This is a genomic window from Streptomyces sp. Tu 3180 (assembly GCF_009852415.1).
Lineage (GTDB): Bacteria > Actinomycetota > Actinomycetes > Streptomycetales > Streptomycetaceae > Streptomyces.
In genome coordinates this window covers 7,651,344-7,675,537 of the sequence record NZ_WOXS01000002.1, presented here as the reverse complement: position 1 = coordinate 7,675,537, position 24,194 = coordinate 7,651,344, and the positions used below count along the sequence as shown (strand labels likewise).

General features: G+C 74.7%; 8 protein-coding genes and 2 pseudogenes. 3 read left to right on the top strand and 7 right to left on the bottom strand.

Going from position 1 to position 24,194, the window contains the following annotated elements; translation table 11 throughout:
* Positions 1–368: 368 nt before the first annotated feature.
* Positions 369–1,439, bottom strand: a complete 1,071-nt coding sequence (locus tag GL259_RS34585) for an LLM class flavin-dependent oxidoreductase (RefSeq protein ID WP_347814636.1) — start codon at positions 1,437–1,439, stop codon at positions 369–371.
* A 244-nt stretch (positions 1,440–1,683) separates the two neighbouring features.
* The gene (locus GL259_RS34580; protein ID WP_159537334.1) at positions 1,684–1,923 is read right to left on the bottom strand and encodes an acyl carrier protein; all 240 of its coding nucleotides are present in this window, start codon (positions 1,921–1,923) and stop codon (positions 1,684–1,686) included.
* Between the two features lie 183 nt (positions 1,924–2,106).
* On the opposite strand from GL259_RS34580, the gene GL259_RS34575 reads away from it, so the two are divergent.
* From GL259_RS34575 to GL259_RS34565, 3 genes are read left to right on the top strand one after another with little or no spacing between them, the layout of a single operon-like run.
* Positions 2,107–3,735 (top strand): AMP-binding protein, encoded by a 1,629-nt coding sequence (locus GL259_RS34575; RefSeq protein ID WP_159537332.1) that lies wholly within the window; start codon positions 2,107–2,109, stop codon positions 3,733–3,735.
* A 17-nt stretch (positions 3,736–3,752) separates the two neighbouring features.
* On the top strand, positions 3,753–5,000 hold the full coding sequence (locus tag GL259_RS34570; RefSeq protein ID WP_159537330.1) for a DegT/DnrJ/EryC1/StrS family aminotransferase: 1,248 nt from the start codon (positions 3,753–3,755) through the stop codon (positions 4,998–5,000).
* Between the two features lie 50 nt (positions 5,001–5,050).
* Complete coding sequence (locus tag GL259_RS34565) at positions 5,051–5,236, top strand: 4-oxalocrotonate tautomerase family protein (RefSeq protein WP_159537328.1); 186 nt, start codon at positions 5,051–5,053, stop codon at positions 5,234–5,236.
* Positions 5,237–5,324: 88 nt separating this feature from the next.
* On the opposite strand, the gene GL259_RS34560 is transcribed toward GL259_RS34565, so the two are convergent.
* From GL259_RS34560 to GL259_RS34540, 5 genes and pseudogenes are all read right to left on the bottom strand, one after another.
* Positions 5,325–6,656 carry an enoyl-CoA hydratase/isomerase family protein gene (locus GL259_RS34560; RefSeq protein ID WP_159537327.1) on the bottom strand — a complete coding sequence of 444 codons (1,332 nt, stop codon included), beginning with the start codon at positions 6,654–6,656 and terminating at the stop codon, positions 5,325–5,327.
* Positions 6,653–6,889: an MbtH family protein gene (locus GL259_RS34555; protein ID WP_159537325.1), complete on the bottom strand. Its 237-nt coding sequence runs from the start codon at positions 6,887–6,889 to the stop codon at positions 6,653–6,655. The genes GL259_RS34560 and GL259_RS34555 overlap by 4 nt, the downstream gene beginning before the upstream one ends.
* Positions 6,890–6,975: 86 nt before the next feature.
* Positions 6,976–12,885, bottom strand: coding sequence for a non-ribosomal peptide synthetase (locus tag GL259_RS34550; protein ID WP_159537323.1), 5,910 nt, complete (start codon positions 12,883–12,885; stop codon positions 6,976–6,978).
* Between the two features lie 74 nt (positions 12,886–12,959).
* Positions 12,960–14,915 (bottom strand): annotated as a pseudogene (locus GL259_RS39425) (AMP-binding protein); the annotation flags it as partial.
* 50 nt (positions 14,916–14,965) lie between these two features.
* Positions 14,966–24,184: pseudogene (locus tag GL259_RS34540) on the bottom strand (amino acid adenylation domain-containing protein); the annotation flags it as partial.
* Positions 24,185–24,194 lie beyond the last annotated feature (10 nt).

Sequence of the window (24,194 nt, the reverse complement as noted above, 5' to 3'; positions counted from 1 at the left end):
AGCGGCCGGGCGTGGGTCCGGACGGGCGCCGGTCCGTCCGGTGTGGGTCCGTCCGGGCGGCCCTGTCCTCCGGCCCGTCCGGGGACCCGGGCCGTCGGTCCCGGACGGGGCCGGGCGCGGGAAGGGGGCGAGGAGCCGCGGTCGTGCCCCGACCGGCCGGTCGCCTTCTCCGGCGGGCGAGGAGCGCGGGCCGGGGCACGGTGAGGGCGCGGGCCGGCTCCGGGCCGGCGGGCTCTCGGCACCGGTGCCCCGGGCGGGCCGGTGTTCCGGACCGGCTCCGGCGTCCCCGCGGCGGGCGCTCCCGTGCGGGGGCGGATTCCGCCCTGTGAACGTCCCCGTCCGCCCGGAAGGGGAGGTCCGAGGACCGGTCAGACGGCGCTGCGGGCCCGGGCGCGCGGGAAGGCCGGCATCACGTGGTCGGCGAAGAGCCGCATCGCGGTGACCGCCTCGTCCCTGCCGAGACCGCCGGGGCTGAACTGGAGACTCATGTCGAGGTCGGTGCCGAGGTCCGCGCGGATGGCGGTGATCTGGTCGCGCACCGCGTGGCAGTCGCCCGCCAGGACCTTGTTCGCCGCCAGCGACCGCTGGAAGTCGTAGCCGGCCGCCTTCTCGGCGAAGGTCTCGTAGCCGGGGTAGTCGGCGCCGCCCCCTGCGGCCAGCGGCGCCACGGCGCGGGCCATGTGGGCGACGTACGACCGCTCCCAGTGCTCCGCCCGCGCCAGCGCCTCCCCGTGGCGCTCGGACAGGTAGCAGGTGTACTTGATCTGGACGCGGTACCCGCCGGGCGGGTGCCCCGCCTCCGCCCACGCCTGCCGGTAGGCGTCCAGCATGCCCCGCAGCTGCTCCGTCGTGGTGACCGACGGGACGACCTGGAGGTGGTGTCCGGCGCGCCCGGCGGCGGCGCAGGACTCGGCGCTGGTGGCGGAGGCGACGAAGATCGGCGGATGGGGGCGCTGGTAGGGGCGCGGCAGCAGCGTGACCGGCCCGAAGCTGTGGAACTGTCCCTTCCACTCCAGGTTCTCGGTGGTCCACAACCGGCGGCAGGCCTCGACGCCCTCGGCGAAGCGGGCGCGGCTCTCGTCCATCGGCACGTCGAACGCCGCGAACTCGGTGGGCAGGAAACCGCGTCCGAACCCGACGTCGAGGCGGCCGTGCGAGAGGTGGTCCAGCATGGCGAGCTTGCCGGCGAGCTTCACGGGGTGGGTGAAGGCGGGGATGACCGCGCCGGTCACGATGCGGACGCGGCGGGTGCGGGCCGCCAGGGCGGTGAGCAGCGTGACCGGGTCGGGACAGTAACCGCCGTAGGGAGTGAAGTAGTGCTCCACGGTCTGGACGTGCTCGTAACCCAGTTCGTCGGCGAGTTCGGCGAGTTCGCCGGCGAGGTCGTAGCACTCGGTGGCGCTCCTGACGCCCGGGTCGACGACGGGGAAGAAGTTCACACCGAATTCCATTGCTGCGTTGCCGCCTTCGGATCGGGCGCTCCCGCGCCGCCAATGGTGCCTTCGGACTCCTTCACCTTGAAGAGGGTGCCGGCCGCCGGGCAATGGCGCGGCGCTCGCCCCCGCCGATTCGGGGGCGTTTTCGCGTCAGTGCGTCAGCGCGCTGTCAGCGGTTCACCAGAACAATTGCCAGGGTGCCCGGCGTCCCCGTAGAGTCCCCGGCACCGGCCTGCCGGGCGGCGGTTCAGCGCGCGGCCACGAGCCGCCACCAGTCCCCCAGGGTCGGCGCGTCGATGAAGTCGTGGGGCGGGCGGTCAAGGCCCGCACGACGCCAGGACCCGATCAGGGAAAGCGCGGTGACCGAGTCGAGTCCGAGTTCGAACAGGCTGTGGTCGTCGCCTATGTCGTCCGGTTCGAGACCGATCCGTTCGGCAATGGTCCGGCGGAGTTCTTCCCGGCTCTGCGGAATTCGATTAATGGTCATGCCCGGCACCGTAGCAGAACGCGCAATTCACAGAAAAGCAACGGGAAGAAAGGGGAGCCGAATTACGGGGACCCGCTCCGTGAATTCACCTCCGAGTCGCCGCTTCCCGTGCTCCCCGGGACGATGTGGACCGCATGTCGACACCGCGGCGGCACCGCACGATTCGTCGTCTAAGGAGTCGCTGTGCTTGAAGGATGCGTCGGCTGGCCGCCGGAGACGGCCGGCAGGTACCGGAAGCTGGGCCTGTGGGAGGGGCGGACGCTCGGGGACGAGCTGCGGCGCTGGGCCCTGGCCCACCAGGACCGGGTGGCGCTGGTGGCGGGCGAACGGCGGGTGTCGTACCGGGAGCTGGACGCGTGGGTGGACCGCGTCGCCGCCGGGCTGCGCGCCCGCGGGATCGGCCGTGACGACCGGATCGTGGTCCAGCTGCCCAACGTCCCCGAGTTCGTGGTGCTGTGCTTCGCGCTGTACCGCCTGGGGGCGCTGCCGGTCTTCGCCCTGCCCGCCCACCGGGCCAACGAGATCACCTATCTGTGCCGGCACGCCGAGGCCGTCGCGTACGTCGTGGCCGACACCCACCACGGCTTCGACTACCGGCCGCTCGCCGAGGCGGTCCGGGCCGAGGTGCCGTCGGTGCGGGAGGTGTTCGTGGTCGGCGACCCGGGCCCGTTCACCCCCTTCGAGGCGCTGTCCGCCGCGTCCGGCACCCCCGCGGACGCCGGCGACGCGCGCGGCGGGCCGGACTCCGGCGACGTCGCGTTCTTCCTGCTCTCCGGCGGCACCACCGCGCTGCCGAAGCTCATCCCGCGCACCCACGACGACTACGCCTACCAGACCCGGGTCAGCGCGGAGATCTGCGAGGTGGACGAGACGTGCGTGTATCTCGCGGTGCTGCCGCTGCCGTTCAACTTCACCTGGGGCTGCCCGGGGGTGCTGGGGGTGCTGGGCGCCGGCGGGCGGGTCGTGCTGGCGACCGGCACCGGTCCCGAGGAGTGCTTCGCCCTGATCGAGTCCGAGCGGGTCACGCTGACGTCCGTGGTGCCGACGATCGCCCACCTGTGGCTGGACGGGCGGGAGTGGATCGAGCGCGACCTGTCCAGTCTGCGCACGCTGCAGATCGGCAGCGCGAAGCTGCATCCGGAGGTGGCGCGCCGGATCGAGCCGGCGTTCGGCTGTGCGCTGCAGCAGGTGTTCGGCATGGCCGAGGGGCTGCTGTGCGTGACCCGGTCCACGGACGACCCGGAGACGGTCATGACGACCCAGGGCCGGCCGATCTCCCCCGAGGACGAGCTGCGCGTCGTCGACCCGCAGGGCCGGGCGGTGCCGGTGGGCGGGACGGGTGAGCTGCTCACCCGCGGTCCGTACACGCTGCGCGGCTACTACCGGGCTCCCGAGCACAACGCCACGGCCTTCGACGAGGAGGGCTTCTACCGCACCGGCGACCTGGTGCGGCTGACGGACGGGGGCGGGGTGGTCGTCGAGGGCCGGGTGAAGGACGTCATCGTGCGGGGCGGGGACAAGGTGTCCGCCACCGAGGTCGAACGGCACGTCAGCGCCCACCCCAAGGTCGAGCAGGCGGCGGTGATCCCGGTCGCCGACCCCGTGCTGGGGGAGCGGGTGTGCGCCTGTGTGATCCCGGCGGCGGACGGGGCACCGAGCCTGAAGGAGCTGAAGCTGTTCCTCTCCTCCCGTGGGGTGGCCGACTTCAAGCTGCCGGAGCGGCTGGTCCTGCGGGAGTCCTTCCCGCTGACCGGCCTGGGCAAGGTGGACAAGAAACGGCTGCGGGCCGACGTCGCCGGGTCGAGGGGGTGAGCCCCGTGCATCGGGCCATGCGGTCGACGGCCCGGGGCCGTACGGCGGGGTCGTACGCGGTGCCGGCGGCGAGCCGGGGCAGTGTGCTGGGCCGGGAGGAGGCGGAGGCGCTGACCGCACTGCTCTCCTCGCGGGCCGTGCTGTCCTCCGGCGAGCAACGGGAGCGGTTCGAGGAGCGGTTCGCCCGGCACGTGGGGGCGCGCCACGCGCTGTCGGTGACCAGCGGAACGGTGGCGCTGGACCTCGCCCTGCACCTGCTGGACCTGCGCGAGGGGGACGAGGTGGTCGCCACCCCGCAGACGTACCAGGCGACGGTGCAGCCGCTGCTCGCCTCGCCGGCCCGGGTTCGGTTCTGCGACGTCGACCCCGACTCGCTCAACATCGATCCGGACCGGCTGGCGGAGCTGATCACCGGCCGCACCCGAGCCGTCGTACTGGTGCACTACGGGGGCTGGCCGGCGGACATGGACCGTGTCATGGCACTGGCCCGGGAGCGGGGCATCACGGTCGTCGAGGACTGCGCGCACGCGCTCGGCAGCGGCTACCGGGGCCGTCGGCCGGGTGCGCTCGGCGATCTGGGGTGCTTCAGCTTCCACTCCTCCAAGAACATCACCTCCCTCGGCGAGGGAGGCATGATCACCTTCGACCGGGACGAGTGGGCGCCGCGGCTGGACCGGTTGCGTTCCAACGAGCCCGACGGGCTGTACACCGGGCTGCCCGAGCCGGCGGACGGGGTGCCCGACCTGCTGCCGTGGATGAAGTACTCCTCGTCGGTCTACCGCACCGTCTGCGACGGTGTGCGCCGGCCCGGGACCAACGCGACGCTGTCGGAGGCCGCGTGCGCCGTGGGGCTGGTGCAGCTGGACCGGCTGGCGGAGCTGGTGGCGCGCCGCCGGACCATCGCGGCGCGGCTGGACCGGGTGCTGGAGCGCCATCCGCTGTGCCGGGTGCCGCGTCCGGGCGCGGATCTGGAGCACGCCTACCACCTGTACACCTTCTTCGTCACGGAGCGGCAGGGGGTGCGCGAGAAGCTGGTGCGCGGCCTGGACGAGCGGGGCGTCGAGGTGGAACTGCGGTACTTCCCGATGCATCTGACGCCCGAGTGGCGGGCGCGCGGCCACGGTCCGGGCGAGTGCCCGGTCGCCGAGCGGCTGTGGTTCGGCGAGCACGTCAACCTGCCCTGCCACCCGGGCCTGACCGACGACCAGATCGACCACCTGGTGTGGGCGCTGGACGACGCGCTGACCGCGCTGACGGCCGGCTGACGCACCTCCTCCCCTGTCCACGCACGACGAGTGACCGAAAGGACCGAGCGATGCCGCTGATCGAGGTCAAGCTGTACGAGGGACGGCTCGAGGACGGCAACGACGCGAAGCTGATCGCCGCGCTGACCGACGCGGTGGGCCGGGTGCTGGGCGACGCCGCCCGGGAGCAGACGTGGGTGACGCTCCAGGAGGTGCCGCGCGCTCGCTGGGGCATCGCCGGGCGGCCGGGTTCCTGACCGCCCGCGAACGGCCGTACGCCGGACGCCCGGTGCCGCTGTGGCACCGGGCGTCCAGCGTCGTCGCCGCCCGCGCGGGGCGGGGACGTCAGCGCGTCCAGGTGCGGTCCAGGTTGTCGGCGACGGCCTGGCTGTGGGCGCAGTAGCCCTGCTCCCGGGCGTAGTTGGCCATGTACCGGCGGAAGGCGTCCTGCGGTTCCACGGACATCCGCAGGGCCCGCCGGTTGGCCAGGACACTGGTCAGTCCCATGGCGCGCAGCCCCTCCACGGCCCGGTCCGTCGCGGCGTCGATCTCCTCGGCGGGCACCGCCTCGGAGACGATCATGCGCCCCTCCGGGCTGTCCACGGGGATGTCGCGGTTGAACAGCACGGCCTGCCGGGCGAGTTGCTCGCCGACGAAGCGGGGCAGGCGGAGCACCCCGCAGCCGGGGATGATGCCCTCGCGTCCGGCGGGCAGGTTGACGTACGCCTCCCGCTGCGCCACCACGTGGTCCATCACGAGCAGGAACTGGCAGCCCCCGCCGATGGCGAACGCGTCGACGGCGGCGATCCAGGGTTTCTCCCGGGCGCCGCGCGGTTCGGCCTCACCGGTGAAGGTGCCGGAGTGGCCGCGGTACATCTTGTTGACCGCGCCGAGTTCCCGGTCGAGGAAGAAGTCGACCAGGGAGATCCGGCCCTGCCGGAGGTGGGTGAGGTTGATGCCGGCGCCGAAGACGCGGCGGCCGGCCCACTTGGGGTGGGTGGCGACTCCGCCGCGCAGCACGCCGATGTCGATGCGGTCGTCGAGCAGCACGAGGTCGACGGCGGTCTCCAGGGCCTGGTTGGAGGTGTCGTCCTCGGCGTTGAGGTAGCGGTGGTTCTGGAAGGTCACGTGCCCGACGCCGTTCTTGTGGTGGACGGCGATCGGGCCGAGGTCCACCGCGTCGCGCTGGCGGAACTCCTCGAGCAGCCGTTCGGCCCGCTGCCGCGGCCGGGTCATGGCGTGCAGCAGGTGGCGTCCGCTGGGGCGGTCGTCGAGCACGTGGGCGACGAAGATGCCCTGGTCGATCTCCCAGCCCTCCTTGGCCCGCTGCTCCCGCTCCCGGTCGGCGGCGAGGTCGGCCTCGGCGGGCACCAGGCCGGGGTAGTGCCGGGCGGCCGCCGCGAGCAGGTCCGCCACTCTCGGGACGCGGCTGAGACCCTCGGTGAGGGTGGCGTAGACCTCGCGTACGTGACGCCGGAGGAACTCCTCGCGGACGGCGCGCGCCTCGGTCAGCAGGCGGCGCGCGACGTGCTGCTGGGCGGCTGAGCGGTCCGGGCGCGGGGGCAGCCGGTCCAGGCGCGCGCGCACCCCGGCGAGCTGCGCCGTGAGGGCCCGGGCGTCCTGTTCCAGGGCGGAGCGGGCCGTGCCGGGGGCGTGCGCCACGGTGTCCTCGCTCATTCGGTTCGGGCGCCCGCGGCCGGCGCGCCGTCCATGCGGGCGGCCAGGCTCCGGGGCCGCATGTCGGTCCAGGTGCGTTCGATCCATTCCAGGCAGGTGTCCCGGTCGTCCTCCTCGTGGGCGACGGTCCAGCCGTCGGGCACGTCCGCGAAGACGGGCCACAGGGAGTACTGGCCCTCGTCGTTGACGAGGACGAGGAAGCGGCCCTCCGGGTCCTCGAACGGGTTGCTCATGGTGGGTCCTCTCTGTCCGGTCTTTCGGGATCGGGTGGTGCGGTGCCCGCGGTGCCCGGGGTCGTGGTGTGGGCGGGGCGGGCCGGTCAGGGGGTGTCGCCCAGATGGCGGGCGAGGATCTCGCCGATGCGCCGGATGGGGGCGTCGCGGACCATCTCGGCGTGCGCGCAGGGGACGTCGTGCACCAGGACGCGTCCGGCGGTGTACCGCTGCCAGCGCTCGGCGGGCGGTGCCCCGGCGACGCGGCCGGTGGTGGCGGCGAAGAACAGGACGTCGCCGCGGACGGTGCCGAGGGGCGGGTCGAACATCATGCGGCTGCACCGGACGAAGACGTCGGCGAAGGCGGCGACCCGGTCCTCGTCCATGAGGCCGGCCAGTACGGTGCTGCCCTCCTTCAGCAGGGCGACGATCTCGTCGCGGTCGAGGTCCCGGTCCAAGGCGTGCCGCGGATCGAGGCCGGCCTCGGCCAGCAGCACCTGGTGGATGCCCCGCGTCATGGCCTCGTCGCCCTGCGTTCCGTCGGCGTCGGCGGGCCGTTCGATGTCGGGGTAGGCGTCCAGCAGGGCGAGGGTGGCGACCTTCTCGCCGTCGGCCTCCAGCCGGACGGCGACCGCGTGGGCGAGCAGGCCGCCGAGCGACCAGCCGAGCAGGTGGTAGGGCCCGGAGGGCTGGACCTGCCGGATGCGTGCGGCGTAGTCGGCGGCGAGTTCGGCGATGGTCGTCGGGGTGGCGCCGGGTTCGCTCAGCCCGCGGGCCTGGACGCCGTACACGGGCCGGCGCGGGTCGAGGGAGCGCAGCAGCCCGGAGTACACCCAGCTGATGCCGCCCGCCGGGTGGAGGCAGAACAGCGGGGCGAGGTCGCCGCCCCGGCGCAGCGGCAGCATCACGTCGAAGGCGTCGGAGCCGTCGGCCACGCCGAGCCGGGCGGCCAGCCGGGCCACGGTGGGTGCCTCGAACAGGGTGCGGACCGCGAGCGGCGTGCCGAAGGTGGCCCGGACCCGGTTGATGAGCCGGGCGGCGAGCAGGGAGTGGCCGCCGAGGGCGAAGAAGTCGTCGTCGACGCCGACCGACTCCCGGCCCAGTACCTCGGCGAAGAGCTTGCACAGCAGGTCCTCCGGCACGGAGGCGGGCGGGCGGCCGCCCCGGCTCTCGCGCAGCGCGGGGTCGGGCAGGGCGCGGTGGTCGACCTTGCCGTTCAGCGTCAGCGGCAGCCGGTCCAGCACGGTGAAGTGGCTGGGGACCATGTACGCGGGGAGCCGTTCGGTGAGGTGGGCCCTGATCCGGGCGGTCAGCGCGGCGTGGCCGTCGGCGCGGCGCGGGTGTCCGGCGTGGGCCCACACGGGGAGCGCGGCGGCGTCGGCCGTGGGCCGGTAGCGGCCCAGCGCGGCGGCCGCCCGGCCGGCGCCGTCCGGCGGTGCGGGCGTGAAGGTGACGTCGTAGCGTCCCGGCTCGCCCGGTGCGGGGACCAGGGCGGCCCGCAGGCCGAGGCGGTCCGCGAGGCGGTGCAGGTCCTCCGGGTCGGGCAGGGACGCGGGGAGCGGCCCGCGCAGCCGGCCGAGGACCACCTCGGGGTCGCTGCCGTTGTCGAGGGCGGTCACGGCGGCGAGCGGGGCGGCGACACGGCGGTCGGGTACCCGGGTGACGGTCAGCGCTCCCGCCGGGGCGGTCCGGCCGAGGTGTTCGGCCAGTTCCGTCAGGTCGGTCAGGTCATGGCCCCAGCGCAGGGTGCGGGCGGGCGGCGGCCCGTCCGGGGCGGCGGGGCCGGTGTGCAGGACGACGTCGTAGCGGTAGGCGCTGAGTTCGTTGTGGTGGACGGCCCGCTTCAGGCCGACGTCGACGGCCGTGACGGCGGGTATCTCGGTGTGCAGGGTGGCGAAGAAGTCGGGGGCGAGCAGGAGTTCGTTCTCCAGCAGCACCTCGCGTTCCACCGCCGTGCGCAGGTCGGACAGGGTGGCGGAGTCGTCCGCGCGGTGCAGGGCGACGGAGGCGGCGAAGGTGCGGTGGTGGCGCAGGTCGCGCACGTCGCCGACGAAGATCCGTCCGCCCGGCGCCAGCAACGGCACCAGCCCGCGCAGCACCTCCACCGCGTACCGCGCCCCGGGGAAGTACTGCACCACCGAGTTCAGCACGATCGTGTCGAAGTAGCCGCGCGGCAGCCCGTCGGTCTCCAGCGCCGAAGCCACCCGCAACCGCACCCGCTGCGCCCACTCCCGCCCCCGCACCACGGCCCGCACCCGCTCCACCGCGGCCGCCGACACGTCCGTGCCCCAGTAGCACTCCGAGCGCCCCGCCAGCTCCGTCAGCAGCAGGCCGTTGCCGACCCCCACCTCCAGCACCCGGCCCGGACCCAGCGCACCGATCCGCGCCACCGCCGCCGCACGCCACTCCTCCATCTCCCCCACCGCGATCGCCGACCCGTCGTAACTGCTGTTCCAGCCGGCGAAGGGGTCGTCGTCGTTCTCGCGGTACAGGGTCTCGTACAGGCCGTGCCACTCCTCGACGTGTTCGGCCTCGGTCCTGAGGTCGCGGTCGCTGGCGGTGGCGGTGCCGGGGTCGGCGGGGACGAGGTAGGCGGCGAGGGTGCGGTCGCCGGGGCGGTCCTCGCGGGCCACCACGGTGGCCTGGGCGAGTTCGGGGTGGCGGACGAGCACGGCCTCGATCTCGGCGGTCTCCACCCGGAACCCGCGGATCTTCACCTGACCGTCCGACCGGCCCGCGAACTCCAGCACCCCGTCCGCACGCCACGCCACCACATCACCCGTGCGGTACATCCGCTCCCCGCCACCGGCGAACGGATCCGCCACGAACCGCTCCGCCGTCAGCCCCGCACGACCCGCGTACCCCCGCGCCACACCCGCACCCGCCACGTACAGCTCACCCCGCACCCCCACCGGCACCGGACGCAACGCCCCGTCCAGCACGTACACCCGCGTGTCGGCCATGGGCCGGCCCAGGGGCACGGTGTGTTCCACCCGGTGGGGGTGGCGCATGGGGTACCGGGTGGCGCACAGGGTGATCTCGGTGGGGCCGTAGATGGCGGTGACCGTGGTGCCGGGGCAGGTGTCGAGGACGCGCTGCACCGCCGCGGGTGAGACCACGTCACCGCCGGTCCACACCTCCCGGACCCCGGTGAAGCTCTCCGGGCGCTCCTCGGCGATCAGGCGGAACAGCCCGGCGGTGTAAAGCACACCGGTGACCTGTTCCTCCGTCATGACGCGTTCGAGGGTGGCGAGGTCGAGTTCGCCGGCCGGGGCGACGACCACGCGGTGGCCGTTGAGCAGCGGGGCCCACAGTTCGAAGGTGGAGGGGTCGAAGGCGTGCGGGGAGTGCATGAGCACGCGTTCGGCGGAGCACCGCGCGGCGCGGCAGACCCCGGCGCCCTCCTCGTAGGGCCCGTGCCACACGGGGTCGTGGGCGAGGTCGAGGACGTCCCGGTGGGTGATCTCGACGCCCTTGGGCTCGCCGGTGGAACCGGAGGTGAACATGACGTAGGCGAGATGGCCGGGGTCGCCCGGCACCTGCGGGTCGGCGGTGCTGCGGGTGGCGAGGGCCGGTTCGTCGTCGACGACCACGACGGGTCCGTCGTGGCGCACGTCGCGGGTGCGCAGGGCGCGGTCGGTGAGCAGGATCCGGGCGCCGGTGCGGGTGAGCGCCATGCGGGCCCAGGCCGCCGGATAGCCCGTGTGCAGGGGCACGTAGACACAGCCGGCCTTGACGATGGCGAGCAGGGACACCACGAGGTCCGCGGAGCGCTCCTGGAGGACGCCGACGGCGGTCTGCGGGCGCGCGCCGAGCGCGATGAGGTGGTGCGCGAGGCGGTTGGCGCGTTCGTCGAGTTCGCGGTAGGTGAGTCCGCGGCCGTCGGCGCGGACGGCGACGGCGTCGGGCACGGCCTCGGCCCGGGCCCGGAAGGCCTCCTGGAGACCGCCGTGCGGTGCGGGTGCCGTGGGCCGGGCGGTGTCGTTCCAGTCGGTCAGGACGCGCCGGCGTTCCTCGTCGGTGAGGAGGTCGAGCGAGCCGACCGTGCGCCCCGGGTCGTCGACGGCGGCGCGCAGCAGCCGGCCGAGGCGTTCCAGCAGGGTGCGCACGGTGTCCGGGTCGAAGAGGTCGGTGCTGTACTCGGCCATGACGTCGAGGCCCGCCGGGCGGCCCTCGCCGTCGTGGCGTTCGTAGCAGAACAGCGACAGGTCGAACCGGGCGGCTCCGGCGGTCAGCGGGAGGTAGTCGGCCCTGGCGTCACCGAGCCGGAAGTCGGCGCGGGGCGTGTTCTGGAGGGCGAGCATGACCTGGACCAGGGGGTTGCGCGACAGTGACCGCGCGGGGTTGAGGACCTCGACCAGCCGCTCGAACGGCACGTCCTGGTGCGCGTACGCCGCCAGGTCCCCCTCCCGCACCCGCCCCACCAGCTCACGGAACGACGGATCACCCGACACGTCCGTCCGCAGCACCAGCGTGTTGACGAAGAACCCCACCAGATCGTCCAGCGCCTCGTCCGTACGGCCCGCCACCGGCGAACCCACCGCGATGTCCTCCCCCGCACCCAACCGCGACAACAACGCCACCAGCCCCGCCTGCACCACCATGAACAACGTCGCCGACGCATCCCGCGCCAGCCCCACCAAACCCCGGTGCAACTCCGCGTCCAGACGGAACGCACAACTGCCCCCACGGTGCGAGAACACCGCCGGACGCGGACGGTCCGCCGGAATCTCCAGCTGGTCCGGCAACCCCGCCAGCCGCTCACGCCAGAAACCCATCTGACGCGCCATCTCGCTCCCCGCGTCCGACTCCTCCCCCAGCAGCCCGCGCTGCCACACCGCGTAGTCCGCGTACTGCACCGGCAACGCCGACCACACCGGCGCCCCACCCGAGACCCGCGCCCCGTACGCCGTCATCAGATCCCGCGCCAACGGAGCCAGCGACCACCCGTCACCCGCGATGTGATGCAACGTCAGCACCAGCACACACCGCTCCTCCCCCACCACGAACAACTCCCCCCGCACCGGAATCTCCACCGCGAGATCGAAGGGGTGGCGGGCCGCCCGGTGCAGGCGCTCGTCGAGGCCGGGGTCCCCGGCGCCGACGGTGTGGACGTCCAGTGCCGGGGCGGCGGCCTCGGGCGGGAGAATCCGGGCGACGGCCTCGCCGTCGGCGGCCGGGTACACGGTGCGCAGCACCTCGTGGCGGGTGACGACGTCGTGCAGGGCGGCGCGCAGCACCTCGGGGTCGACGCGGCCGTCGAGGGCGAGCGCCAGCGGGATGTTGTACGTCGCGGCCGCGCCCTCCATCTGGCTGAGGAACCACAGGCGGCTCTGGGCGTACGACAGGGGCACGTCGGCGCCGGTCCGCCCGGCGGGCCGCAGGGGCGGGCGGGCGGTGTCCGCGCGGTCCAGGTGACGCACCAGACCCGCCGGGGTGGGACTGTCGAACAGCGCCCGCACCGGCAGCTCCACCCCGAACACCGACCGCACCCGCGACACCAGCCGCGTCGCCAGCAGCGAATGACCGCCCGCCACGAAGAAGTCGTCGTCCGCCGCCACCGACGCCAGACCCAGCACCTCCGCGAACAGACCGCACAGGATCTCCTCCCGCGGCGAACGCGCCGCCCGGCCGCCACCGCCACCGGAGAACTCCGGCACCGGCAACGCCGCACGGTCCAGCTTCCCGTTCACCGTCAACGGCAGCCGCTCCAGCACCACGAACGCCGCCGGCACCACCGACGCCGGGAGCACCTCCGCGGCCCGGGCCCGCACCTCGTCGGAGGTGAGGGCGCCGGCGTCGCGGGGGACGAGGTGGGCGACCAGGCGCTTGCCGCCGTCCGGGGCGTCGTGGGCGGTGACCACGCAGTGGCGGACCCCGGGCAGGCCGGCCAGGGCGGCCTCGACCTCGCGGGGTTCCACCCGGACGCCCCGGATCTTGACCTGGTCGTCGCCGCGGCCCAGGTACACGAGGCGGCCGTCGGCCGTCCAGCGGGCGAGGTCGCCGGTGCGGTACATGCGGCTGCCGGCGCACCGTAGGGGTCGGCGACGAACCGTTCCGCGGTCAGGGCGCCGCGGCCGAGGTAGCCGCGGGCGAGGTGGAGGTCACCGGCGAGGTAGAGCTCTCCCGCCGAGCCGGGGGGCAGCGGGCGCAGTCCCGGGTCCAGGACGCGGGCGGTGACGTTGCGCAGCGGCGCGCCGATGGTCGGCTCGGCGGTGTCGTGCGGGTCCAGGACGGCGCGGGTGGCGTAGACGGTGGCCTCGGTGGGCCCGTAGACATTGAGGACGCGGCAGCCCGGGAAGGCGGCGGCGGTGTCGCGGACCAGCCGCGCGGTCAGGGCCTCGCCCGCATACAGCAGGGTGTGCGGCGCGAGCGCGCGGGGCGGGGTGCCGGGGTCGGCGAGCAGGGCGGCCATGGCCGACGGCACGGTGCTCAGCAGGCCGGTGGAGGAGTCGCCGTCCCGGGCCAGGGCCAGGACGTCGTCGGCCAGGTCGACGCGGCCGCCGCAGAGCAGCGGGGCGAAGAGTTCGAAGGCGGAGACGTCGAAGCCGAGGGAGGTGGTGGCGGCGACGGACGCCAGGCGCTCGGCGCCCAGTTCGTCGGCGGCCCAGGCCGCCAGGTCGACGACGTTGCGGTGCGGCACGACGACGGCCTTGGGGCGTCCGGTGGAGCCGGAGGTGAACAGGGCGTAGGCGGCGTTGCCGGGGTCCAGCGGGCGGAGGCGGTCGGCGTCGGTCAGGTCGGTGTCGGGGTACCGGGCCAGGGCGGCTCGCAGGTCCGGGGCGTCGAGGACGAGGTGCCGCCGGCCCTCCGGGAGGGCGCCGGCGGTCTCGCGCGTGGTCAGGACGAGGGCCGGGGCGGCGTCGTCGAGCATCAGCGCGATCCGCGCGGCCGGGTGGTCGGGGTCGAGCGGCAGATGGGCGGCACCGGCCTTCAGTACGGCGAGGACGGCGACGACCAGGTCGGGGGTGCGCGGCAGGGCGAGGCCCACGAGGTCCTCGGTGCCGGCGCCGGCGGCGACGAGGTGGCGGGCGAGCCGGTTGGCGCGCGCGTTGAGCTCGGCGTAGGACAGGACGGTACCGGCGTGCCGGAGGGCGGGGGCGTGGGGCGTGCGGGCGGCCTGGGCCTGGAAGCGGTCCGGCAGGGTGCCGGGGCGGGCCGGGGCCGCGGTGTCGTTCCAGCGCTTCAGGGCGTGGTGCTCGCGGGGGGCGAGCAGGTCCGCGGCGCCGACCGGCCGGTCGGGGTGGGCGAGGAGTTCGCGCAGGGCGCGGACCAGCCGGTCGGCGAGGGCCTGCGCGGTGTCGTGGTCGAAGAGGTCGGTGCTGTACTCCAGGACGCCGTCGACGCCCCGGGGGGTGCCGTCGGAGCCGCGGCTCTCCCGCAGGTGGAAGGAGAGGTCGAACTTGGACACGCCGATGTCGAGCGGTTCCGGCCGCACGCGCAGTCCGGGCAGGCCCAGTTCGGCGCGGGGCATGTTCTGGAGGGCGAGCATGACCTGGACCAGGGGGTTGCGCGACAGTGACCGCGCGGGGTTGAGGACCTCGACCAGCCGCTCGAACGGCACGTCCTGGTGCGCGTACGCCGCCAGGTCCCCCTCCCGCACCCGCCCCACCAGCTCACGGAACGACGGATCACCCGACACGTCCGTCCGCAGCACCAGCGTGTTGACGAAGAACCCCACCAGATCGTCCAGCGCCTCGTCCGTACGGCCCGCCACCGGCGAACCCACCGCGATGTCCTCCCCCGCACCCAACCGCGACAACAACGCCACCAGCCCCGCCTGCACCACCATGAACAACGTCGCCGACGCATCCCGCGCCAGCCCCACCAAACCCCGGTGCAACTCCGCGTCCAGACGGAAGCGGATCAGGGCGCCGTCGTAGCCGGCGACGGGCGGACGGGGGCGGTCGGTGGGCAGGGCGATCTCGTCGGGGAGGCCGGCGAGGGCGTGCTTCCAGTGGTCGAGCTGGCGGGCGAGTTCGCTGTGCGGGTCGTCCTCCTGGCCGAGGAGGCGGTGCTGCCACAGGGCGTAGTCGGCGTACTGCACGGGCAGCGGCGCCCAGTCCGGGGCCCGGCCCCCAGCCGGGCCCGGTAGGCCGTCATCAGGTCGCGGGTCAGGGGCGCCATGGACCAGCCGTCACCCGCGATGTGGTGCACCGTCAGCAGCAGGACGGCCTCGGTCGGCGCGGTGCGCAGCAGGCGGGCGCGGACGGGCAGGGCGCCGGCGAGGTCGAAGCCCTGCCGGCCGGCGGCGGTGAGGGCGGCCGGCAGGTCGTCCTCGGTGGTCTGCACGACGGTGAACGGCACGCGGGCGTCCCCGGCGGGGAGGATCTCCTGGCGCGGCCGCCCGTCGCGCTGCGGGAAGACGGTGCGCAGCACCTCGTGGCGGGCGACCACGTCGTCGAGGGCGCGGCGCAGCGCCTCCTGGTCGAGGTGGCCGGACAGCCGCATGGCGTAGGGGATGTTGTACGTGGGTCCGGCGCCCTCGACCTGGTCGAGGAACCACAGGCGCCACTGGGCGGCGGACAGGGGCGTCTCCCGCGGGCGGGGCTCCGGCCGCAGGGGCGGGCGGGCGGTGTCCGCGCGGTCCAGGTGACGCACCAGACCCGCCGGGGTGGGACTGTCGAACAGCGCCCGCACCGGCAGCTCCACCCCGAACACCGACCGCACCCGCGACACCAGCCGCGTCGCCAGCAGCGAATGACCGCCCGCCACGAAGAAGTCGTCGTCCGCCGCCACCGACGCCAGACCCAGCACCTCCGCGAACAGACCGCACAGGATCTCCTCCCGCGGCGAACGCGCCGCCCGGCCGCCACCGCCACCGGAGAACTCCGGCACCGGCAACGCCGCACGGTCCAGCTTCCCGTTCACCGTCAACGGCAGCCGCTCCAGCACCACGAACGCCGCCGGCACCACCGACGCGGGAAGGCGGTCGCCGAGGTACGCGCGCAGGGAGGTGACGAGGGAACCGGTGAGCCGGGAGCGCCGGGGGCTGTTGGCGAAGCGGGCCGGGTCGGCCGCGGTGGTGACGGCCGGGGAGTACAGGCCGTCGATGACGTCGGGCACCGGTTCCCGCCCGTCGGCCCCGGCCGCGGTGTCGCCGGGCGCGGTGAACAGGACGTCGAGGTCGCCGTCCGGCGAGTCCGCGGACCAGGTGACGGCGGCGCGGCGGCCGAGGCGTCCGGCGAGGGCGTGCAGGTGCTCGGGGTCGGCCGCGGGGCGGCCGGTGTCCGTGGAGCGGACGGCCCGGCGGGCCTCGCCGAGCTCGCCGGATCCGTCCAGCAGCCGCAGGGCGGCGGTCTCGCCGGCCAGCCGGGCGTTGGGCACGCCCGTCACGCGCAGCGCCTCGGGCCGGTCGGCCAGCAGGCGCTCGAGTGCGGCCGGGTCGTCCAGGCCGCGGCCCCAGGGAAGGGTGACGGCGGGGCGGGGCTCCGGGGGACGGGGGCCGCCGCGCTTGCGCAGGACCACGTCGTAGCGGTGGCGGCTGAGCTCGTTGTGGTGGTGGCCGCGTTTGACGCGGATGTCGACGGCGTCGAGGGCGGGCAGGCGGTGACGCAGGGCCGGGAAGAACTCGGGGTCGACCAGCAGCTCGGTCTCCAGCAGCACGTCCTGTTCGACGGCGCGCCGCACGGCGGCCGCGTCCCGCTGCTCGTCGGGGCGGTGGAGCTGCACGGCGGCGGCGAAGGTGCGCAGCAGCCGGTGGTTGCGTACGTCGCCGAGGAAGAGGCAGCCGCCGGGGGCGAGCAGTTCCATGGCCGCCTCGATGACGTCGGTCAGGTAGGCGGCGTGCGGGAAGTAGGGGACGACCGAGTTGATCACGACGGTGTCGAAGTGGGCGGTGGGCAGTCCGTCGGTGACGTCGGCGGGCTGCGCCCGCAGGTGGACGCGGTCCCTCAGGGCGGGCCGCTCGGCCAGTTGGGTGCGCAGCGCCTCGATGGCGGTGGCGGAGAAGTCGGTGGCCCAGTACGTCTCGCACTCCTCGGCGAGCCGGGAGAGGATCAGACCGCTGCCGACGCCGATCTCCAGCACCCGGCGGGGGCGCAGGGCGCGGATGCGGTCGACGGTGGCGTCGCGCCACTCGCGCATCTGGGGCAGCGGGATGGGCCGGGAGTCGTAGCTGCTGCTCCAGCCGGCGAAGTTCTCGCCGAAGGCGGCGGTGGCGGCGTCCCGGTACACCTCCTCGTAGACGTCGTGCCACTCGCCGACCTGCTCGGCCTCGTCGCCGCGGTCGCGCTCGGCGCCGTCCCGGGGGACGACGTAGGCGACGAGCTGCCGGTCGCCGGGGCGGTCCTCCCGCACCACGGCCACGGCCTGGGAGATCTGGGGGTGGCCGCGCAGGGCGGTCTCGATCTCGCCGAGTTCGACGCGCAGTCCGCGCAGCTTCACCTGGGAGTCGGCGCGTCCGACGAAGTGGAGACGGCCCTCGGCGTCGCGGCGGACCACGTCACCGGTGCGGTACAGACGGGCGCCGGGCCCGCCGAAGGGGTCGGCGACGAATCGTGCGGCGGTCTCGGCGGGCGCCCGGTGGTAGCCGCGCGCCATGCCCGCGCCCGCGATGTACAGCTCGCCGGGCACGCCGACGGGGACGGGGGCGAGGTGGTCGTCGAGGACGTACAGCCGCATCTCGTCGAGCGGGACGCCGATGGGGACGGGCGCCGTGGGGTCGCAGCTGCCGCGGAAGGTGTGGCAGGAGGCGTAGACGGTGGTCTCGGTGGGGCCGTAGCCGTTGACGAGGGTGGTGTCGGGGCAGTCCGCGGCCAGCCGGGCGGCGGCTGCCGGGGAGAGCACGTCACCGCCGGTCCACAGGGCGGTCAGGCCGCGCAGCCATTCGGTGCGGTCCTCGGCGGTGGTGTTGAACACGCCGGTGGGCAGCAGGAGTCCGGTGACCCCTCCCTCGGTGACGGCCCGTTCGAGCACGCGCAGGTCGAGGTGGCCGGGCGGCGCCATGAGGACGTGCCCGCCGGACATGAGGGGGAGCCAGAACTCCATGTTGAAGGCGTCCCAGGCGTGGGCGGAGTGGAGGAGGACGCGGTCGGTGCTGCCCGGTGTCCAGACGCGGTCGTGCCGCAGGCACTCGATGCCGCCGTGGGTGAGGGCGACACCCTTGGGCCGGCCGGTGGAGCCGGAGGTGTACATGATGGCGGCGAGCCGGTCGGGGTCGTGGACCGGCGGGAGCGGTGCCTCGGCGCCGTCGGGCCGCGGGAGCGGGTCGTCGAGGACGAGGAGCGGGAAGCCGTGTCCGGCCGCCTCGTCGCGCAGCGCGCGGTCGGTGAGCAGCACGGGCGGGCTGGTCTCGGCGAGGACGGCGGCCCGCCGGGCGGGCGGGTGGTCGGCGTTGAGCGGAACGTAGGCCCCGCCGGCCTTCAGGACGCCGAGGACGCCGACGGCGAGGTGCGCGGAGCGCTCGGTGAGAAGCGCCACGGGTGTCTCGGCGGCGACGCCGAGCCCGCGCAGCAGGCGGGCCAGTTCGTCGGTGCGGCGGTCGAGTTCGGCGTACGTCAGCGTCTTTCCGGCGGCGGTGACGGCGGGCGCGTCCGGCTGTGTGCGTACGAGGTGGGCGAACCGGTCGGTGAGCGTCGAGGGTGCCGGGGCGTCCGGGCGGGCGGTGTCGTTCCACTCGGTGAGCAGCTGGTGCCGTTCGCCGGGCTCGAGCAGGTCGACGGCGCTGATGCGCTGGTCGGCGTCGTCGACGCAGGCGCGCAGCATCGCCGTCAGGCGGTCGATGAACCGTTCGACGGTGTGCCGCTCGAAGAGGTCCCCGCTGTACTCGACGAGACCCCAGACGCCGTCGGGCGCGCCCTCGCCGGTGCGTGCCTCGGTGAGGAAGACGGCGAGGTCGAACCGGGAGACCTCGGGCCTGAGGTGTTCGGGTTCGACGGTCAGGCCGGGCAGGTGGAAGGGGGCCTCGGGCGTGTTCTGGAGGGCGAGCATGACCTGGACCAGGGGGTTGCGCGACAGTGACCGCGCGGGGTTGAGGACCTCGACCAGCCGCTCGAACGGCACGTCCTGGTGCGCGTACGCCGCCAGGTCCCCCTCCCGCACCCGCCCCACCAGCTCACGGAACGACGGATCACCCGACACGTCCGTCCGCAGCACCAGCGTGTTGACGAAGAACCCCACCAGATCGTCCAGCGCCTCGTCCGTACGGCCCGCCACCGGCGAACCCACCGCGATGTCCTCCCCCGCACCCAACCGCGACAACAACGCCACCAGCCCCGCCTGCACCACCATGAACAACGTCGCCGACGCATCCCGCGCCAGCCCCACCAAACCCCGGTGCAACTCCGCGTCCAGACGGAACGCACAACTGCCCCCACGGTGCGAGAACACCGCCGGACGCGGACGGTCCGCCGGAATCTCCAGCTGGTCCGGCAACCCCGCCAGCCGCTCACGCCAGAAACCCATCTGACGCGCCATCTCGCTCCCCGCGTCCGACTCCTCCCCCAGCAGCCCGCGCTGCCACACCGCGTAGTCCGCGTACTGCACCGGCAACGCCGACCACACCGGCGCCCCACCCGAGACCCGCGCCCCGTACGCCGTCATCAGATCCCGCGCCAACGGAGCCAGCGACCACCCGTCACCCGCGATGTGATGCAACGTCAGCACCAGCACACACCGCTCCTCCCCCACCACGAACAACTCCCCCCGCACCGGAATCTCCACCGCGAGATCGAAGGGTTCGGCGACGGCCGCGGTGATCGCCTCGTCGAGGCCGTCGGGGTCGACGAGGACGCGTCGCAGGCGGCACGGGGGCGCGGGGTCGAGGATCTTCTGGTGGGGGTGGCCGCCGGGCGCGGGGAAGACGGTGCGCAGGCTCTCGTGGCGGGCGATCACGTCGTCCAGGGCGGCGCGCAGGGCGTCGGTGTCGAGGGAGCCGGTGATCCGCAGGCCGAGCGGGATGTGGTAGGTGGGGCTGGGGCCCTCCATCTGGTTGATGAACCACAGGCGGCTCTGGGCGAACGACAGGGGTGTCCCCTCCGTGCGGGGCACCGGCCGCAGCGGGGGCCGTCCGCCGGGTCCAGCCGTGTCCAGGGCGGCGGCCAGCCCTGCGGGGGTGGGGTGCTGGAACAGGTACCGGATCGGCAGGTCGGTGCCCAGGGTGGAGCGGACGCGGTTGACGAGCCGGGTGCCGAGGAGGGAGTGCCCGCCCAGGTCGAAGAAGTCGTCGGTGGGGCCGACGGCGGGCAGGCCGAGCACGTCCGCGAAGAGGGAGCACATGATCTCCTCCTGCGGGGTGCGCGGCGCGCGTCCGGCGCGCGGGCCGGTGTCGGGGTCGGGCAGGGCGCGGCGGTCGAGTTTGCCGTTGGCCGTGCGCGGCAGCGCGTCGAGCGCGGTGAGGGTGGCCGGCACCATGTGTTCCGGCAGGCGGCCGCGCAGGTAGGGGCGCAGGGTGGTGGCGAGGGCCGCGGAGTCGCGGGCGCGCAGGGGGTCGTTGGTGAGGGCCCCGGAGAGCGGTCCGTGGCCGTCGGGGGCGGACGGGCACAGGTCCGCGAAGAGCGGGGCGGGGCCGTCGGCGGCCGGGGTGAACACCGCGTCGAGGGTTCCGTCGGGTCCGTGGGCCGACCGGCTCAGCGCCAGGTGGTGGCCATGGCGGGCGGCCAGGGCGGCCAGTTCCTCGGGGTCGGGCAGCCCGGGCCCGGGGGGCGCGTCGAGGACGGCGTGGGCGTCGTCCGGGGAGGCTCCCCGGGCGAGGGCCGCCTGTGCGGCGCGTTCGCCGGCCAGACGGGCGTCGGGTACGCCGGTCACGCGCAGGCCGCCGGGGTGTGCGGCGCGGTCGGCGAGCAGTGTGGCGAGCTGCCCGGCGGTGGTGACGTCGCCGTCCCAGGCCAGGGCGGGCAGGTCGGCCGCGCGGGGCGTGCCGGCGCCGCGCGTGTGCAGGACGACGTCGTAGCGGTGGCGGCTGAGCTCGTTGTGGTGGTGGCCGCGTTTGACGCGCAGGTCGACGGCGTCGAGGACGGGCAGCGACCGCGTCAGGGCGGTGAAGAAGGCGGGGTCGAAGAGGAGTTCGTTCTCCTGGGCGACGCCCCGTTCGGCGGCGGCGGTCAGACCGGCCGCGTCCGTGGCGCCCTCACCGCGCGCGAAACGGCGCAGTTCGACGGCGGTGCGCAGGGTGCGGTGGTGGCGCAGGTCGCGCACGTCGCCGACGAAGATCCGTCCGCCCGGTGCCAGCAACGGCACCAGCCCGCGCAGCACCTCCACCGCGTACCGCGCCCCGGGGAAGTACTGCACCACCGAGTTCAGCACGATCGTGTCGAAGTAGCCGCGCGGCAGCCCGTCGGTCTCCAGCGCCGAAGCCACCCGCAACCGCACCCGCTGCGCCCACTCCCGCCCCCGCACCACGGCCCGCACCCGCTCCACCGCGGCCGCCGACACGTCCGTGCCCCAGTAGCACTCCGAGCGCCCCGCCAGCTCCGTCAGCAGCAGGCCGTTGCCGACCCCCACCTCCAGCACCCGGCCCGGGCCCAGCGCACCGATCCGCGCCACCGCCGCCGCACGCCACTCCTCCATCTCCCCCACCGCGATCGCCGACCCGTCGTAACTGCTGGTCCAGGCGGCGAAGGGGTTGCCGGAGGCGTCGCGGTACAGGGCGTCGTAGACCTCCTCCCACTCGCGTTCCTGTTCGCTCTCGCGGACACGGCGGGCCTCGTCGTCGGCGGCGGGGACCACGTAGCCGGCCAGGCGCCGGCCGCCGTGGGCGTCGGGGAGGGCGACGACGGCGGCCTCGGAGACGGCGTGGTGGGCGCGCAGCACGGCCTCGATCTCGGCGGTCTCCACCCGGAACCCGCGGATCTTCACCTGACCGTCCGACCGGCCCGCGAACTCCAGCACCCCGTCCGCACGCCACGCCACCACATCACCCGTGCGGTACATCCGCTCCCCGCCACCGGCGAACGGATCCGCCACGAACCGCTCCGCCGTCAGCCCCGCACGACCCGCGTACCCCCGCGCCACACCCGCACCCGCCACGTACAGCTCACCCCGCACCCCCACCGGCACCGGACGCAACGCCCCGTCCAGCACGTACACCCGCGTGTTGGCGAGCGGGCCGCCGATGGTGACGGGGGTGCCGGGACGCACGGGTGCGGCGGTGGACCAGATGGTGGTCTCGGTGGGGCCGTAGAGGTTGGTCACCTCGGCCGCGGCGGCGGTCAGGTGGGCCGCCAGGTCCTCCGGCAGGGGCTCGCCGCCGGTCAGCACGCGCAGCCCGGCCAGGGCGTCGGCGTGGTCGGGGACGAGGGTGCGCCACAGGGTCGGGGTGGCCTGCATGACGGTGGCGCCGCTGGAGGTGACGGCCTCGGCGAGGGCCCGCGGCTCCAGCACCGTGTCGCGGTCCGCGAGGACGACCTCGGCACCGGTGATCAGCGGCAGGAACAGCTCGAGGGCGGCGATGTCGAACGACACGGTGGTGACGGCGAACATGCGGTCGCCCGGCCCCATCGGCACCCGTTCCCGCAGGTCGGTGAGGAAGTTGGTGAGGGCCCGGTGGGGGACGACGACGCCCTTGGGGCGTCCGGTGGAGCCGGAGGTGTGCAGGACGTAGGCCGTGTGGTCGGGGCCGGGCGCCACCGGGCCGGCCCCGGGGGCGTCGGCGGGCTCGTCCGGGTGCAGCACGGGGATGTCCGGGGGGAGTTCGGCGCTCCGGTCGGCGGTGGTGAGCACGCACACCGGCCGGACGTCGTCGAGGACCTGGCCGATCCGCTCGGCGGGGTGGTCGGGGTCCAGGGGCACGTATCCCGCGCCGCTGCGCAGGACGGCCAGCAGGGCGGCCGGCAGGTCGGCGGTGCGGGGCAGCAGCAGCGCCACGTGGGTCTCGGGCCCGGCGCCGAGCGCGCCGAGCCGGCGGGCCAGCCGGGCGGAGCGGCGGTCGAGTTCGGCGTAGGTGAGGGTCTCGCCCGCGGCGGTCACGGCGGGGGCGTCCGGGGTGCGGCGGGCCTGGGCGGCGAACAGGTCGGGCAGGCAGGCGTCGGGCAGCGGCCGGGCGGTGTCGTTGCGGGCGACCAGCAGGTCCCACCGTTCGGCGGCGGGCAGCAGGTCCACGCCGGCGGCGGTGCGCTCCAGACCCTGGGCGAGGAGTTCGAGCAGGCCGGTCAGGCGCGCGGCGAGAGCGGCGACGGTGTCGTGGTCGTACAGGTCGGTGCGGTAGCTCAGGCGCAGCCGGAACGGACTGCCGGGCACCACCATCAGGCACAGCGGGTAGTGGGTGGCGGCGTGCTCGCTCACCCCGGTGAGCCGGATGTCCCCGGCGGTGACCTGGAGGGTGTCCGGGTCGAGCGGGTAGTTCTCGAAGATGACCATCGTGTCGAAGAGTTCGGCCGGCTCGGCCAGGCTCTGCACGGCGGCCAGGCCCAGGTGCTGGTGCGGCATCAGGCGGGCGTGCTCGTCCTGGAGCCGGTGCAGCGCCGCGGACAGGGGTTCGCCGGGCGCGGTGCGCAGGCGGACCGGCAGGGCGTTGGCGAACATGCCGACCATGCGCTCGGCGCCGGGCAGCTCCGCGGGCCGTCCGGAGACGATCTCCCCGAAGGTGACGTCGTCCCGGCCGGTCAGGTGGCCCACGAGCAGGCCCCAGGCGCCCTGCACCAGGGTGTTGAGGGTCAGGCCGTCGGCGCGGGAACGGGCGACGAGCGCGGCGACCAGCTCCTCGGGCAGGTCGGTGACGTGTTCGGCGGGGGTGCCGGTCGCGCGGCCCCGGGCGGGCCCGGCCACCAGGGTGCCCTCGTCGAGGCCGTCCAGGGCGCCGCGCCAGGCGGTGCGGGCGGCGTCGTCGTCCTGCCCGGCCAGCCAGGCCAGGTAGTCGCGGTAGGGCGTGGTGGCGGGCAGTGCGGCGAGGTCCGCGTCGCTCCCGTAGAGCGCGAAGAGCTCCTTGATGAGCAGGCCCATGGACCAGCCGTCCAGGAGCAGGTGGTGGTGGGTGAAGACCAGGCGGTGCGCGGTGGGACCGAAGCGGAGCAGGGTGAACCGCATCAGCGGCGGGGCGGCCGGGTCGAACCGCTCGGCACGGTCGGCGGCGAGCAGCCGTTCGGCCTCGGCGGTCCGCTCCGGGTCCGGCCGTCCGGACAGGTCCACGGTCCGCCACGGCAGCCGTACCGCCCGGGGGACGACCTGGACGGGGCGGCCCTCGCGGCGCTGGTGGCGGAAGCCGGCGCGCAGGTTGGCGTGGCGCCGCAGCAGGGCCTCGGCCGCCGCGCGCATGCGGTCGGCGTCGAGGGGGCCGGCGACGTCGAACCTGAACTGCACCACGTAGACGTCGTCGCCGGAGGGGTCGTCGTACCGGGAGAGGAAGAGCAGCCCCTCCTGCAGCGGCGACAGCGGGAGCACATCCTCGATA

What these genes read in the sequence shown, in the direction of transcription:
- GL259_RS34580 (WP_159537334.1), bottom strand. Translation starts at nt 1,923, where the DNA reads ATGACCATTAATCGAATTCCGCAGAGCCGGGAAGAACTCCGCCGGACC.
- GL259_RS34570 (WP_159537330.1), top strand. Translation starts at nt 3,753, where the DNA reads ATGCGGTCGACGGCCCGGGGCCGTACGGCGGGGTCGTACGCGGTGCCG.
- GL259_RS34565 (WP_159537328.1), top strand. Translation starts at nt 5,051, where the DNA reads ATGCCGCTGATCGAGGTCAAGCTGTACGAGGGACGGCTCGAGGACGGC.
- GL259_RS34560 (WP_159537327.1), bottom strand. Translation starts at nt 6,656, where the DNA reads ATGAGCGAGGACACCGTGGCGCACGCCCCCGGCACGGCCCGCTCCGCC.
- GL259_RS34555 (WP_159537325.1), bottom strand. Translation starts at nt 6,889, where the DNA reads ATGAGCAACCCGTTCGAGGACCCGGAGGGCCGCTTCCTCGTCCTCGTC.
- GL259_RS34550 (WP_159537323.1), bottom strand. Translation starts at nt 12,885, where the DNA reads ATGTACCGCACCGGCGACCTCGCCCGCTGGACGGCCGACGGCCGCCTC.